The organism is Nonomuraea roseoviolacea subsp. carminata (assembly GCF_024172185.1).
GTDB lineage: Bacteria > Actinomycetota > Actinomycetes > Streptosporangiales > Streptosporangiaceae > Nonomuraea > Nonomuraea roseoviolacea.
Genome location: NZ_JAMZEC010000001.1, coordinates 7398600 through 7412500 on the forward strand (window position 1 = coordinate 7398600; position 13901 = coordinate 7412500).

The 13901-nt window shown below is 72.5% G+C and carries 13 protein-coding genes and 1 rRNA gene (1 of these 14 only partly in view); 12 read left to right on the forward strand and 2 right to left on the reverse strand.

From position 1 onward, the window contains the following. Positions 1-184 precede the first annotated feature (184 nt). The 9 genes from argC to HD595_RS34425 all read left to right on the forward strand — a co-directional run bounded on the left by argC (position 185) and on the right by HD595_RS34425 (position 9349). Positions 185-1237, forward strand: a complete 1053-nt coding sequence (gene argC, locus HD595_RS34385; RefSeq protein WP_253776420.1) for an N-acetyl-gamma-glutamyl-phosphate reductase — start codon at positions 185-187, stop codon at positions 1235-1237. Further along, positions 1234-2385 (forward strand): bifunctional glutamate N-acetyltransferase/amino-acid acetyltransferase ArgJ, encoded by a 1152-nt coding sequence (argJ, locus tag HD595_RS34390; RefSeq protein ID WP_253776422.1) that lies wholly within the window; start codon positions 1234-1236, stop codon positions 2383-2385. Before argC ends, argJ begins: the two co-directional genes overlap by 4 nt. Continuing rightward, entirely contained in the window at positions 2382-3290 is a 909-nt protein-coding gene (gene argB / locus HD595_RS34395) for an acetylglutamate kinase (protein WP_253776424.1), read from the forward strand. Before argJ ends, argB begins: the two co-directional genes overlap by 4 nt. After that, positions 3283-4461, forward strand: coding sequence for an acetylornithine transaminase (locus HD595_RS34400; RefSeq protein WP_253776426.1), 1179 nt, complete (start codon positions 3283-3285; stop codon positions 4459-4461). Before argB ends, HD595_RS34400 begins: the two co-directional genes overlap by 8 nt. Next, complete coding sequence (argF, locus tag HD595_RS34405) at positions 4458-5375, forward strand: ornithine carbamoyltransferase (RefSeq protein WP_253776428.1); 918 nt, start codon at positions 4458-4460, stop codon at positions 5373-5375. The genes HD595_RS34400 and argF overlap by 4 nt, the downstream gene beginning before the upstream one ends. A gap of 8 nt (positions 5376-5383) precedes the next feature. Beyond that, the gene (locus tag HD595_RS34410) at positions 5384-5878 is read left to right on the forward strand and encodes an arginine repressor (protein ID WP_253781407.1); all 495 of its coding nucleotides are present in this window, start codon (positions 5384-5386) and stop codon (positions 5876-5878) included. Positions 5879-5899: 21 nt separating this feature from the next. Further along, the gene (locus HD595_RS34415; RefSeq protein WP_253776430.1) at positions 5900-7099 is read left to right on the forward strand and encodes an argininosuccinate synthase; all 1200 of its coding nucleotides are present in this window, start codon (positions 5900-5902) and stop codon (positions 7097-7099) included. A gap of 64 nt (positions 7100-7163) precedes the next feature. Beyond that, complete coding sequence (gene argH, locus HD595_RS34420) at positions 7164-8588, forward strand: argininosuccinate lyase (protein WP_253776432.1); 1425 nt, start codon at positions 7164-7166, stop codon at positions 8586-8588. Continuing rightward, positions 8570-9349 (forward strand): DNA-3-methyladenine glycosylase, encoded by a 780-nt coding sequence (locus HD595_RS34425; protein WP_253776434.1) that lies wholly within the window; start codon positions 8570-8572, stop codon positions 9347-9349. Before argH ends, HD595_RS34425 begins: the two co-directional genes overlap by 19 nt. Here the strand turns inward: HD595_RS34425 and HD595_RS34430 are convergent. Further along, positions 9289-9690 (reverse strand): PH domain-containing protein, encoded by a 402-nt coding sequence (locus tag HD595_RS34430; protein ID WP_253776436.1) that lies wholly within the window; start codon positions 9688-9690, stop codon positions 9289-9291. The genes HD595_RS34425 and HD595_RS34430 overlap by 61 nt on opposite strands. Before the next feature lie 85 nt (positions 9691-9775). Between HD595_RS34430 and tyrS the strand changes: the two genes are divergently transcribed. Beyond that, positions 9776-11041 (forward strand): tyrosine--tRNA ligase, encoded by a 1266-nt coding sequence (gene tyrS, locus HD595_RS34435; RefSeq protein ID WP_253776438.1) that lies wholly within the window; start codon positions 9776-9778, stop codon positions 11039-11041. A 133-nt stretch (positions 11042-11174) separates the two neighbouring features. Here the strand turns inward: tyrS and HD595_RS34440 are convergent, their stop codons facing one another. Then, positions 11175-12626 carry a glycosyltransferase family 39 protein gene (locus HD595_RS34440; RefSeq protein WP_253781408.1) on the reverse strand — a complete coding sequence of 484 codons (1452 nt, stop codon included), beginning with the start codon at positions 12624-12626 and terminating at the stop codon, positions 11175-11177. A gap of 34 nt (positions 12627-12660) precedes the next feature. Here HD595_RS34440 and HD595_RS34445 point away from each other — a divergent pair, with 34 nt between their 5' ends. Both HD595_RS34445 and HD595_RS34450 read left to right on the forward strand, forming a co-directional pair. Further along, entirely contained in the window at positions 12661-13251 is a 591-nt protein-coding gene (locus HD595_RS34445) for an HAD family hydrolase (RefSeq protein WP_253776440.1), read from the forward strand. Between the two features lie 507 nt (positions 13252-13758). Next, a 16S ribosomal RNA gene (locus HD595_RS34450) occupies positions 13759-13901 on the forward strand (it continues 1379 nt past the right edge of the window).

Sequence of the window (13901 nt, forward strand, 5' to 3'; positions counted from 1 at the left end):
CGCGATGAGACGGCTGGTCCGGAAGCCTCACAGTACCGACCGGTAGGTACGGCGCGCTAGAGCAACATTCCGTTCATACCGTGCGCAGGGGAAACGCCGGTGTCCACGGCGCGCCGCACCCCCTCCGACTTGCATGTTCTTGCTCTGCCGTGCATCATTTCTGCAAGCAAGGACATGAGAAGTGATGCATGACTATGCAGACCTGGAGGTAGGGATGAGGGCGGCGGTCGCGGGTGCCAGCGGCTACGCGGGAGGCGAGCTGCTGCGGCTGCTGCTCGGCCATCCCGAGTTCGAGATCGGCGCGCTGACCGCGGCCTCCAGTGCCGGCACCCCGCTCGGCGCCCACCAGCCCCACCTGGCGCCGCTGGCCGGCCGGGTCATCGAGGAGACCACCGCCGAGGCGCTCGCCGGCCACGACGTCGTCTTCCTCGCGCTGCCGCACGGCCACTCCGCCGCCGTCGCCGCCGCCCTGGGCGAGGACACGCTCGTGGTCGACTGCGGCGCCGACCACCGGCTCGCCGACCCCGCCGCCTGGCAGGAGTTCTACGGCGGCGAGCACGCCGGCACCTGGCCCTACGGCCTGCCCGAGCTGCCCGGCCAGCGCGAGGTGCTCAAGAGCGCCCGCCGCGTCGCCGTCCCCGGCTGCTACCCCACCTCGGTCCTGCTGGCCCTGGCCCCCGCCTTCGCCGCCGGCCTGGCCGAGCCCGACGTCGTCGTGGTCGCCGCCAGCGGCACCAGCGGCGCCGGCCGCTCGCTCAAGACCCACCTGCTCGGCAGCGAGGTCATGGGCTCCGTCAGCGCGTACGGCGTGGGCGGCGTCCACCGGCACACCCCCGAGATGGAGCAGGGCCTGTCGAACGTCGCCGGCACCCCGGTGCGCGTGTCGTTCACCCCGACGCTCGCCCCGATGAGCCGCGGCATCCTCGCCACCTGCACCGCCCCCGCCGCCCCCGGGCTCACCCGCGCGGCCGTCCGCGAGGCGTACGAGAGCGCGCTGGCCACCGAGCCGTTCGTCCGGCTCCTGCCGGAGGGCGTCTGGCCCGCCACCTCCATGACCTACGGCGCCAACACCGCGGCCGTGCAGGTGACGCTCGACGAGCGCGCCGGCCGCCTCGTCGCCGTCATCGCCATCGACAACCTCACCAAGGGCACCGCCGGAGGCGCGCTCCAGAGCGCCAACCTCGCCCTCGGCCTGCCCGAAGAGCTCGGTCTCCCCACGACAGGAGTCGCCCCATGAGCGTGACCGCCCCCCTCGGCTTCCGGGCCGCGGGCATCGCCGCCGGGATCAAGTCCGGCGGCTCCCGCGACCTCGCCCTCGTCGTCAACGACGGGCCCAGCCGCGCCGCCGCCGGCGTCTTCACCGCCAACCGCGTGAAGGCCGCCCCCGTGCTGTGGTCGCAGCAGGTCCTCAGCGGCGGCAGGGTGCGGGCGGTCGTCCTCAACTCCGGAGGCGCCAACGCCTGCACCGGCCCCGAGGGCTTCCAGGACACCCACGCCACCGCCGAGCGGGTGGCCGACGTCCTCGGCGACTCCGCCGGCGAGATCGCCGTCTGCTCCACCGGCCTCATCGGCGAGCGGCTGCCCATGGACGCCCTGCTGCCCGGCGTCGACCAGGCCGCCGCCCAGCTCTCCCGCGACGGCGGCCTGGCCGCCGCCGACGCGATCCGCACCACCGACACCGTCTCCAAGATCTCGTTCAAGCGGGCCGACGGCTACATGGTCGGCGGCATGGCCAAGGGCGCCGGCATGCTCGCCCCCGCCCTGGCCACCATGCTCTGCGTGATCACCACCGACGCCGACCTGACCAGCGGCCAGCTCGACGCCGTGCTGCGCCGGGCCACCTCCCGCACCTTCGACCGGCTCGACGCCGACGGCTGCATGTCCACCAACGACACCGTGCTGCTGCTGGCCAGCGGCGCCTCCGGCGTCGTGCCCGACCTGGCCGAGTTCGAGCAGAAGGTCACCGAGGTCTGCGCCGACCTGGCCCGCCAGCTCCTCGTCGACGCCGAGGGCGCCACCAAGGCCGTCGCCGTCGAGGTCGTCGGCGCCGCCACCGAGGACGACGCGCTGCTCGTCGGCCGCGCCGTCGCCCGCTCCAACCTGCTCAAGTGCGCCGTCCACGGCGAGGACCCCAACTGGGGCCGCGTGCTGTCCGCCGTCGGCACCACCTCCGCCGCGTTCGAGCCCGACCGGGTCAACGTCGCCATCAACGGCATCTGGATCTGCCGCGGCGGCGCCGTCGGCGACGACCGGTCCAAGGTGGACATGCGCCCTCGCGACGTGACCATCACCATCGACCTGTCGGCGGGCGCCCAGTCGGCCACGATCCACACCACCGACCTGACCGCCGCCTACGTCCACGAGAACTCGGCGTACTCGTCATGACCGCCGCCCCCGGAACCGGCCCGTCGCTGCGGGCCGACGGCGCCCACGCCAAGGCCGGCACGCTCATCGAGGCGCTGCCCTGGCTCACCCGCTTCCACGGCGCGACCGTCGTCGTCAAGTACGGCGGCAACGCCATGACCGAGGACGCGCTCAAGGCCGGCTTCGCCGAGGACATCGTCTTCCTGCGCCACGCCGGGCTGCGCCCGGTCGTCGTCCACGGCGGCGGCCCCCAGATCAGCGAGCACCTCGACCGGCTCGGCATCGAGTCCACCTTCACCGCCGGCCTGCGCGTCACCACGCCCGAGGCCATGCAGGTCGTCCGCATGGTGCTGGTCGGCCAGGTCAACCGCGACGTCGTCGGCCTGATCAACCGGCACGGCCCGTTCGCGGTCGGCCTGTCCGGCGAGGACGCCCACCTTTTCACCGCCGAGCGCAAGCACGCGATCGTCGACGGCGAGCCCGTGGACATCGGCCAGGTCGGCGACATCGTCAGGGTCGAGCCCGGCGCGGTGCGCGCGCTCATCGACGACGGCCGCGTCCCGGTCGTCTCCAGCGTCGCCCGCGGCGAGGACGGCCAGGTCTACAACGTCAACGCCGACACCGCCGCCGCAGCGCTCGCCGTCGCGCTCGGCGCCCAGAAGCTCATCGTCCTCACCGACGTCGAGGGCCTGTACGCCAACTGGCCCGACGACACCGACGTCATCGACCAGCTCGGCGCCACCGAGCTGGAGAGCCTGATGCCCACCCTGTCCAGCGGCATGGTGCCCAAGATGGAGGCATGCCTGACCGCGGTGCGGGGAGGCGTGCCCCAGGCGCACGTCCTCGACGGACGGGTGCCCCACGCCCTCCTGCTGGAGATCTTCACCGACGAAGGAATCGGAACCATGGTGATGCCCGATGAGTGAGCAGCCCAGTCTGTTCGACCGGTTCGAGCGGGCGTTCATGCCCAACTACGGCGTCCCGCCGGTCGCGCTGGCCCGCGGCGAGGGCACCCGCGTCTGGGACGTGGACGGCAAGGAGTACCTCGACTTCATCGGCGGCATCGCGGTCAGCTCCCTCGGCCACGCCCACCCGGCGCTGGTCGAGGCCGTCTCCCGTCAGGTGGCGACCATCGCCCACACCAGCAACCTGTTCCTGCACGAGCCCGAGGTGCTGCTCGCCGAGCGGCTCCAGGAGCTGCTCAAGGCGCCCATGCGCGTCTTCCTCGCCAACTCCGGCACCGAGGCCAACGAGGCGGCCTACAAGCTCGCGCTCAAGTACGGCCGGCGCGAGGGCCGCAGCTACTTCGTCGCCGCCGAGAACGGCTTCCACGGCCGCACCATCGGCGCCCTGTCGCTGACCGGCAAGAAGGCCATTCGCGACCAGTTCGGCCCGTTCCCGGTCGACGTCCGCTTCGTCCCCTACGGCGACGCCGACGCGCTCAAGGAGGCCGTGACCGGCGACTGCATCGCCGTCTTCCTGGAGCCCACCCAGGGCGAGGCCGGCGTCGTCCCGCCGCCCGACGGCTACCTCGTCGCGGCCCGCGAGATCTGCGACGCCACCGGCGCACTGCTCGTGGCCGACGAGATCCAGTCGGCGATCGGCCGCACCGGCCACTGGTTCGCCCACCAGGCCGACGGCGTCACCCCCGACATCCTCACCCTGGCCAAGGGCCTCGGCGGCGGCCTGCCGATCGGCGCGTGCGTCGGCTTCGGCGCGGCCGGCACCCTGTTCGACAAGGGCGACCACGGCTCCACCTTCGGCGGCAACCCGGTCGCCTGCGCCGCCGCCCTCGCCGTCCTCGACCACGTCGACCTCGGCCACGTGCGGAAGGCCGCGACCCGGCTGCGCGACGGCCTGGAGGCGATCGCCCACCCGCTGCTCAAGGGCGTGCGCGGGCGCGGCCTCTGGCTCGCCACCGTGCTGACCGAGCCGGTCTCCGGCCGCGTCCAGGAGGCCGCCGCCGGCGCCGGGTTCCTCGTCAACGCGCTGCAGCCCGACGCCGTACGGCTCGCCCCGCCGCTCGTCGTCACCGAGGCCGAGATCGACGCGTTCGTGTCCGCGTTCCCCGCGATCCTCACGGAGGCCGCCCGGTGAGGCACTTCCTCAGGGACGACGACCTGTCGCCCGCCGAGCAGGCCGAGGTGCTCGACCTGGCCGAGGCCATGAAGAAGGACCGCTACGGCTACCGCCCGTTCGAGGGGCCGAAGACCGTCGCCGTGCTGTTCGACAAGCCCTCCACCCGCACCCGCGTGTCGTTCGCCGTGGGCGTCGGCGAGCTGGGCGGCCTGCCGCTCGTCATCGACGGCGGCTCCTCCCAGATGGGCCGCGGCGAGCCGATCGAGGACACCGCCCGCGTCCTGGAACGCCAGGTGGCCGCGATCGTATGGCGCACGTCCGGCCAGGAGCGGATCGAGGCCATGGCCGCCGCCTCCGGCGTCCCCGTGGTCAACGCGCTCACCGACGAGTTCCACCCCTGCCAGATCCTCGCCGACCTGCAGACGGTCCGCGAGCGCTTCGGCCGCACGGCCGGGCTCACGCTCGCCTACCTCGGCGACGGCGCCAACAACATGGCCCACTCCTACCTGCTCGGCGGCGCCACCGCCGGCATGCACGTGCGCGTCGCCGCGCCGGCCGGCTACCAGCCCGACCCCGTCGTCCTCGACCAGGCCGCCGCCATCGCCGCCCGCACCGGCGGCTCGGTCCTGGCGACCGCCGACCCCGCCGCCGCGGCCGCCGGCGCCCACGTCGTCACCACCGACACCTGGGTGTCCATGGGCCAGGACGGCAAGGAGGAGCGGGTCGCCGCGCTCATGCCGTACCAGGTGAACGCGGAGCTGCTGGAGCACGCCGCGGACGACGCGATCGTGCTGCACTGCCTGCCCGCCTACCGCGGCTACGAGATCACCGCCGACGTCCTCGAAGGACCCCGCAGCGCCGTGTGGGACCAGGCCGAGAACCGCCTGCACGCCCAGAAGGCGCTCCTGCACTGGCTGGTGACCCGACCGTGACCATCCCCATGACCAAGGCCGCCCGCCAGGCCAAGATCACCGACCTGCTCCAGCGGCAGGCGGTGCGCTCCCAGCCCGAGCTGGCCAAGCTGCTCGCCGAGAGCGGCGTCGAGGTCACCCAGGCCACGCTGTCCCGCGACCTCGACGAGCTCGGCGCGCTCAAGCTGCGCGCCGAGGACGGCTCACTGGTCTACGCGCTGCCCGGCGAGGGCGGCGGCCGCATCCCGGTCGCCCGGCTCGGCACCGGCGAGTCGCCCGCCGCGCGGCTGCACCGCATCGCCGAGGAGCTCCTGGTCTCGGCCGAGGCCTCGGCCAACCTGGTCATCGTCCGCACCCCGCCCGGGGCCGCCCAGTTCCTGGCCTCGGCCATCGACCACGCCGACTGGGAGTCCATCCTCGGCACGGTCGCGGGCGACGACACGATCCTCGTCATCAGCCGCGACCCGCAAGGCGGCCAGGCGGTGGCCGAGTCCCTGCTCAAGGCCGCCGACCGCCGCACCTAGAAACACCGGGAGGTTCCCGACATGAGCGAGAGAGTGGTCCTCGCGTACTCCGGCGGGCTCGACACGTCCGTCGCCATTCCGTTCCTGGCCGAGAAGATGGACGCGGAGGTCATCGCCGTCGCGGTCGACCTCGGCCAGGGCGGCGAGGACATGGACGTGATCCGCAAGCGCGCCCTCGACTGCGGCGCCGCGGAGTCGGTCGTGGTGGACGCCAAGGAGGAGTTCGCCGCCGACTTCTGCGTGCCGGCCCTGCGCGCCAACGCCCTCTACATGGACCGCTACCCGCTCGTGTCGTCGCTGTCGCGGCCGCTCATCGTCAAGCACCTGGTCGCGGCGGCCGAGCGGTTCGGCGGCACGGTCGTCTCCCACGGCTGCACCGGCAAGGGCAACGACCAGGTCCGCTTCGAGGCCGGCCTGGCCGCCCTCGCCCCCGGGCTGCGCGTCGTCGCCCCGGCCCGCGACTTCGCCTGGACCCGTGACAAGGCCATCGAGTTCGCCGAGGACAAGGGCCTGCCGATCGAGACGACGAAGAAGAACCCGTTCTCCATCGACCAGAACCTCTGGGGCCGCGCCATCGAGACCGGCTTCCTGGAGGACATCTGGAACGGCCCCACCGAGGACGTCTACGCCTACACCGCCGACCCGGCCGCCCCGCGCGAGCCCGACGAGGTGATCATCAGCTTCGACCAGGGCGTCCCGGTCGCGCTCGACGGCCGCCCGCTCACGCCGTACCAGGTGATCGACGAGCTGAACCGGCGCGCCGGCGCGCAGGGCGTCGGCCGCATCGACCTGGTCGAGGACCGGCTGGTCGGCATCAAGTCCCGCGAGGTGTACGAGGCGCCCGGCGCCGTCGCGCTCATCACCGCGCACATGGAGCTGGAGAACGTCACCGTCGAACGCGACCTGGCCCGCTTCAAGCGCGGCGTCGACCAGCGCTGGAGCGAGCTCGTCTACGACGGCCTGTGGTTCTCACCGCTCAAGGACGCCCTCGACGCCTTCGTCGCCGACGCCCAGAAACACGTCTCCGGCGACGTCCGCATGACGTTGCACGGAGGACGCGCCACCGTCACCGGCCGCCGGTCCGGCCAGTCCCTGTACGATTTCTCGCTGGCCACCTACGACACCGGCGACAGCTTCGACCAGTCCCTGGCCAGGGGCTTCGTCCAGCTCTTCAGCCTTCCCGCCAAGATCGCGGCGGCCCGGGACGCCCGGCACGGGTGACGTGCACTAAGGTCGCGCAGGAGATCCGGCGCCGGCGCGGCCAGACAATCTTGCCGAGGAGGAGATGACAACCGTGAGTGAGGGGAAGCCGATGCGGCTCTGGGGCGGACGTTTCGAGGGGGGCCCGGCCGACGCGCTGACCCGGCTGTCGGTGAGCGTGCACTTCGACTGGCGGCTCGTGCCGTACGACCTGGCCGCCTCGCGTGCCCACGCCCGCGTGCTGCACCGCGCCGGGCTGCTGGACGAGCAGGAGCTGGAGCGCATGATCGGCGCGCTGGACGACCTGGAGCGCGCCTGCAAGGCGGGCGAGTTCCGGCCGACCGTCGCCGACGAGGACGTGCACACCGCGCTGGAGCGCGGCCTGCTGGAACGGCTCGGCTCGCTCGGCGGCAAGCTGCGCGCCGGCCGCAGCCGCAACGACCAGATCGCCACCGACCTGCGCCTCTACCTGCGCGACCACGCCCGCACCATCGTCTCCCGGCTGGTCGAGCTGGAGACCGCGCTCATGGAGCAGGCGGGCCGGCACGCCGACACCGCGGCCCCGGGCATGACCCACCTGCAGCACGCGCAGCCGGTCTCGTTCGGCCACCAGCTGCTCGCCCACGTCCACGCCTTCGCCCGCGACATCGACCGCCTCACCGACTGGGACAAGCGCGCCGCGGTCTCGCCGCTCGGCGCCGGCGCGCTGGCCGGCTCGTCGCTACCGCTCGACCCGCAGGCGGTGGCCGCCGAGCTGGGCTTCGACAGCGCCGCGCCCAACTCGATGGACGCCGTGGCCGACCGCGACTTCGCCGCCGAGTTCCTGTTCGACGCCGCCATGATCGGCGTCCACCTGTCGCGGCTCGGCGAGGAGATCGTGCTGTGGGCCTCGCAGGAGTTCCGCTGGATCGAGATGGACGACGCCTACTCCACCGGCTCGTCGATCATGCCGCAGAAGAAGAACCCCGACGTGGCCGAGCTGGCCCGTGGCAAGTCCGGCCGGCTCATCGGCAACCTCATGTCGCTGCTGACCACGCTCAAGGGCCTGCCGCTCACCTACAACCGTGACCTGCAGGAGGACAAGGAGCCGGTCTTCGACGCCGTCGACACCCTGCTGCTCGTCCTGCCCGCGATGGCCGGCCTGGTCGCCACCATGCGCGTCAACACCGCCCGCCTCCAGGCGTCGGCCCCCGACGGGTTCGCGCTGGCCACCGACCTGGCCGAGCTGCTCGTCCGGCGCGGCGTGCCGTTCCGCGACGCCCACGAGGCCGTCGGGCACCTGGTCGTGTACTGCCAGTCCTACGACAAGGACCTGGGCGACCTCACCGACGACGAGCTGATCAAGGTGTCGGAGCACCTGACGCCCGACGTCCGCGACGTGCTCAACGTGCCCGGCGCGCTGGCCGCCCGCAAGGCCCACGGCGGCACCGCCCCCGACCGCGTCCGCGACCAGATCGCCGCGCTGCGCGAGGCCGTCGACGCCCAGGCGGCATGGGCGGCGGGCTCCTGACCTCCGCGCCGCTGCCGCGCTCGTTCTTCGACCGGCCCTCCCACGAGGTGGCGCCCGACCTGCTCGGGCGCGTCCTCGTGCACGGCCCCGTCGCGGTGCGGCTCACCGAGGTCGAGGCGTACGGCGGGCCGGGCGAGGACCCGGCCGCCCACACCTACCGGGGCAGGACGCCCCGCAACGCGGTGATGTTCGGGCCGCCGGGCCACCTGTACGTGTACTTCACCTACGGCATGCACTTCTGCGCCAACCTGGTGTGCCTGCCCGAGGAGCACGGCTCGGCCGTGCTGCTGCGCGCCGGGGAGATCGTCGCCGGGCTCGACCTGGCCCGGGAGCGGCGCACGGTCAACGGCGACGGCTCCCGGCGGATCCCCGACCGCGACCTCGCCCGGGGCCCCGCCCGGCTGGCGACCGCGCTCGGCCTGAAGCGCGAGCACAACGGGCTCGACGCGGTGGTGGAGGGCGCGCCCCGCCTGAAGGGGGCGCCCGGCCTGAAGGGGGCGCCCGGCCTGGAGGGCGCGCCCGGCGGCTTCACCCGGCTCGGCCTGACCGGCGTGCCCGCCGGGGCCGCCGCCGTCCTGGAAGGCGTCCCGCCCGAGCCGGACACGATCCGGTCCGGGCCCCGCACCGGGATCTCGACCGCCAAGGACACGCCGTGGCGGTTCTGGATCGACGGCGACCCGACCGTGTCGCCGTACCGGGCTCACGTGCCGCGCCGCCGCAGCACCGCCGCCACCTCGGTGGGGGAGGCGCCCAGCTCGTGAGCGCTGAAAAGGTGCAGGTGATCGCCCGTGTCGATCTCCAGCATCTCGCTGCGCAGGCCGTACCTGCGGCGCACGTCCACCTTGACGTCCCGTACGTCCGTCCACGGCACGTGCCTGCGCCCGGCGAACCCGTGTATCACCGTGATCCCGTCCTCCGACACCGACAGCCGGACGGGCACGAGCACGTCGCGCAGGCCCATGGCGCCCACGAGCAGCGCCGCCGGCACGGCCAGGATCACCCCGCGCACGTCCCCGTTCACGTACCAGAAGACGGCGAGCCCCGCGCACCCCAGAGCCCCTAAGATCTTCGAAACGGCCAGCTCGCGACGGACCCTCCACATGGTTGCCGAGCGTATTCCAAGTGGCGGGGTGCGGCCGCGATCGGGCAGGCTGTAACCAATCGACGTCTATCGGAAAGCCAGCACCGTGACCGACATTCTGGACGAGCTCCAATGGCGCGACGTCATCGCGCAGACCACCGACATCGCGGCCCTGCGTGAGGCGCTGTCGAAGGGGCCGATCACGGTCTATGCCGGCTTCGACCCGACCGCCCCGTCCCTGCACATGGGCAACCTCGCGACGCTGCTGATCCTCACCCGCTTCCAGCGGGCCGGCCACCGGCCGGTCGGGCTGGTCGGCGGGGCGACCGGCCTGATCGGCGACCCGAGCGGCCGCAGCACCGAGCGCGTGCTCAACACCAGCGAGGTCGTCGCCGAGTGGGTGAGCAGGATCCGGGTGCAGCTGGAGAAGTTCCTGTCCTTCGAGCCCGGCCCCACCGCCGCGGAGGTCGTCAGCAACCTCGACTGGACCGCCGGCCTGTCGGCCATCGACTTCCTGCGTGACGTCGGCAAGCACTTCCCGGTCAACCGCATGCTGGCCCGCGAGTCGGTCTCCGCCCGGCTCGGCGGCGAAGGGCTCAGCTACACCGAGTTCAGCTACCAGATCCTCCAGGCCAACGACTACCTGGAGCTCTACCGCCGCCAGAACTGCACGCTCCAGGTCGGCGGCAGCGACCAGTGGGGCAACATCACCGCCGGCGTCGACCTGATCCGCCGCGTCGAGGGCGCCCACGTGCACGCGCTCACCGGCAAGCTCATCACCAAGGCCGACGGCACCAAGTTCGGCAAGACGGCGGGCGGCGCGGTCTGGCTCGATCCCGAGCTGACCACCCCGTACGCCTTCTACCAGTACTGGCTCAACGCCGACGACCGCGACGTGATCCGCCTGCTCAAGGTGTTCACCTTCCGCACGCGCGAGGAGATCGACGCGCTGGAGAAGGCCGTCGCCGAGCGCCCGTTCGCCCGCGAGGCGCAGCGCACGCTCGCCGAGGACCTGACCGCCCTGGTCCACGGCGCCGACGAGCTCGCGGCCGCCATCGCGGCGTCCAAGGCGCTGTTCGGGCAGGGCTCGCTGGAGGAGCTGTCCGCCGCGACGCTGGAGGCCGCCCTGGCCGAGGTGCCCAAGGCGGCCGTGCCGGCGCTCGGCGCGCCGCTGGTCGACCTGATGGCCGACAGCGGGCTGGTCGAGTCGAAGTCCGCGGCCCGGCGGGCGGTCAAGGAGGGCGGGGCGTACCTCAACAACGTCAAGATCACCGATGAGGCGTACGTGCCGGCGTCGGACGACCTGCTGCACGGGCGCTTCCTGGTGCTGCGGCGCGGCAAGAAGTCGATCGGCGGCGTCGTCGTCGGCTGACCTCAGCTCCGCCCCCGCGGGCCTTCCCCTCCGGGGGAGGGCCCGCGGTCATGTGCGGGCCGGGTCAGCGGCGGCCGGCTCCACTTCCGGAACGGTTGTCGGCTTCGCTTCCGGAACGGCTGTCGGCTTCCGTTCAGGTTCCGGAACGGCCGTACAGGGCGACGGTGAGTCCCGGCAGCTCAGCCGAGTGCCACGACGACACCGGTTTGAACCCGGCCTCCTTGACCGCCTTCACCCGGGGCAGCTTCTCGCCCGCGGCCTTGGACCCGCGCCACACCACCCAGACGCGCCGCCGATCCCGCAGCGCCTCGGCCACGTCCGTACGCTCGGGGAAACCGAACCCGCCCGCCTCCGGAGCGGGACTCAGCCGCAGCACGTCATCGGCCAGGCCCGGGGGCGCGTAGTAGTCGAAACCGGCACGGACCGAGCTCTGACCGAACACGATCGCGTCCCCCTCCCGCGCCGCCACCCGCCGCACCGCGCCCGGGAAGTCCTCGAACCTGCCGTTGAAGGCCCGCAGTTCGATGTGCCGGTCCAGCCCGGCGACCGCCGCGACGCCCACGAGCAGGCACCCCGCCGCAACGGCCGCGACCGGCGGCCGCACGCTCGCCACGGCCAGACCGGCCAGCAGTGCCAGGGCCGGGGACGTGACGAACAGGTACCGGTCCACGTACAACGGGGTGATCAGCAGCGACACGGTGAGCAGCAGGATCGGCGGCCCGGCCAGCCAGGCGCCCAGCGCCGCCGACCAGGCGCGCTCGCGCAGCCACGTCAGCGCCACGCCCGCGAGCGCCACCGCGAACACCAGCACGCCCGCCGTCTCCGCGCCCGCCGCCATCTTGGGGAACTTCAGCAGCACCTCCGGCCCGCGCTCCTGGATCCAGCTCACCGCGTGCCGCTCGCCGTACCCGATCAGGCCGAGCACCAGCGCCGGGACGCACCCGGCGGCCAGCGCGGGCAGGGCCCGGGTCAGCAGCTCTCGGCGCCGCGACGTCGAGAGCAGGACGGGCAGGTGGGCGGGCAGCGTGAGCACCGCGAACAGGTGCGTCGAGCAGACCAGCGCGACCGACACTCCATAGAGCACCCATCCGCGCCGTGGCGTCGCGCGGGTGAGGCGGTGCAGGCACCAGAAGGAGAACACGACGGCCGCCGCCGCGAACGCGTAAGGCCGGGCGAACGCGCCGTAGTACGACACGGACGGCAGGACCGCGAACAGCACGGCGGCCGTCACACCCGCCCGGCCGCTGTGCAGCCGCCGCCCCAGGTCGGCGAGGAAGCCCGCCGCCACCCCGATCGCCAGCGCGGACGGGAGCCGCAGCCACAGCTCGGCCGTCCCGAACTGGGTCCACAGGTGCATGAACAGGTAGTACGGCAGGAAATGGCCGTCGATGTGCCGGGCCAGCTCCCACAAGCCCGCGAGGGAACGGGACGCGGCGCTGATCGTGGCCAGCTCGTCGCCGTTGAGGGAGGCGGAGCCGGAGCCACCGAGCGCCGCCACGCCGCCCGCCACCCCGGCCGCCCAGGCCCCCCACCAGCGGGTACGGGTGACAGGCGGGGCGCTCGGGGCAAGGGTGGCGGCGGTCATCACCGGGGCAGAATACGCGCATAAGCTCGGACATATGGCTGATGTGATCGTTTTCGACCTGTACGGCGTGATTGCCCGGACCCAGACGGACGAGGACAAGCGGCGGCTCGTCGAGCTGGCCGGGGTTCCCGGCGAGCGGTTCTGGGAGGCGTACTGGGCGTGCCGTCCCGCCTACGACGCGGGCCAGGACGGCGCCGCGTACTGGGCGGCGGTGGCCGATCACCTGGGTGCCCGGTTCGCCGACGTCCCGGCGTTGCGGCAGGCCGACCTCGACAGCTGGTGCCAGGTGGACGAGGAGATGGTCGGGCTGGTGCGCGAGCTGGCCGGCCGCGGGCGCAGGCTCGGGCTGCTGTCCAACATCATCGAGGATCTGGTGCCGGTGTGGGAGACGCGGCACGGGTCGTGGCTCGGCGGGTTCGCGGCGCTGACGTTCTCGTGCCGGATCGGGGTGGCCAAGCCCGACCGGCGGGCCTACGAGATCTGCGCGGAGCGGATGGGCGTGGCCCCGTCCGACGTGCTGTTCTTCGACGACAACGAGGCGAACGTGGTGGCGGCGCGCGAGGCGGGCATGGCCGCGGAGCTGTTCACCTCGGTGGAGCAGGTGCGCGCGCTGACGCGTCCCTAGGCTCCGGTCCTGGCTGCGGGGGCGGAAGCGGGTTCCGTGGCGAGGAGGCGCGCCGGTGCGTGGCCTGATTTGACGAGGAGCGGATGGCGACCTAGTCTTTGTCTTCGCCCGGGAGTGAGCCGGACGCCAGATGGCGGCCGGGCCCCAGGGCCAATCCCTTCACAGCGAGCCACTCGGCCGACGTGCTTCGGCGCGTGTAGGTCCGGGCCGTTCTGGGCGCGTCCGCATCACCGGAAATCCGGTTGATTCGACACGACCGGGGTGGAACGGTAAGTTGCGGGGGTTGCCTCTTACCAGGTGATCACCGATCTGGAGATTGACACCAGATCAGAGAGTCTGATAAGATACCGACACGGAGTCTGCGCCTCTTGCAGTACCGAAGAGTACGCGTCCGTTTCTTGAGAACTCAACAGTGTGTTAAAAGCCAGTGCATGAACAATGCATGACCCCGTCATATCGGCGTGAGCCGGTGACGGATTCCTTTTTAGTTAGGCATCAGACAAGCCTTTAATGGAGAGTTTGATCCTGGCTCAGGACGAACGCTGGCGGCGTGCTTAACACATGCAAGTCGAGCGGAAAGGCCCTTCGGGGTACTCGAGCGGCGAACGGGTGAGTAACACGTGAGCAACCTGCCCCTGACTCTGGGATAA

What these genes read in the sequence shown, in the direction of transcription:
- HD595_RS34430 (WP_253776436.1), bottom strand. Translation starts at nt 9,690, where the DNA reads ATGTGGAGGGTCCGTCGCGAGCTGGCCGTTTCGAAGATCTTAGGGGCT.
- HD595_RS34440 (WP_253781408.1), bottom strand. Translation starts at nt 12,626, where the DNA reads ATGACCGCCGCCACCCTTGCCCCGAGCGCCCCGCCTGTCACCCGTACC.
- HD595_RS34425 (WP_253776434.1), top strand. Translation starts at nt 8,570, where the DNA reads ATGGGCGGCGGGCTCCTGACCTCCGCGCCGCTGCCGCGCTCGTTCTTC.
- HD595_RS34445 (WP_253776440.1), top strand. Translation starts at nt 12,661, where the DNA reads ATGGCTGATGTGATCGTTTTCGACCTGTACGGCGTGATTGCCCGGACC.
- HD595_RS34400 (WP_253776426.1), top strand. Translation starts at nt 3,283, where the DNA reads ATGAGTGAGCAGCCCAGTCTGTTCGACCGGTTCGAGCGGGCGTTCATG.
- argJ (WP_253776422.1), top strand. Translation starts at nt 1,234, where the DNA reads ATGAGCGTGACCGCCCCCCTCGGCTTCCGGGCCGCGGGCATCGCCGCC.
- argB (WP_253776424.1), top strand. Translation starts at nt 2,382, where the DNA reads ATGACCGCCGCCCCCGGAACCGGCCCGTCGCTGCGGGCCGACGGCGCC.
- HD595_RS34410 (WP_253781407.1), top strand. Translation starts at nt 5,384, where the DNA reads ATGACCAAGGCCGCCCGCCAGGCCAAGATCACCGACCTGCTCCAGCGG.
- argH (WP_253776432.1), top strand. Translation starts at nt 7,164, where the DNA reads ATGACAACCGTGAGTGAGGGGAAGCCGATGCGGCTCTGGGGCGGACGT.
- HD595_RS34415 (WP_253776430.1), top strand. Translation starts at nt 5,900, where the DNA reads ATGAGCGAGAGAGTGGTCCTCGCGTACTCCGGCGGGCTCGACACGTCC.
- argC (WP_253776420.1), top strand. Translation starts at nt 185, where the DNA reads ATGCATGACTATGCAGACCTGGAGGTAGGGATGAGGGCGGCGGTCGCG.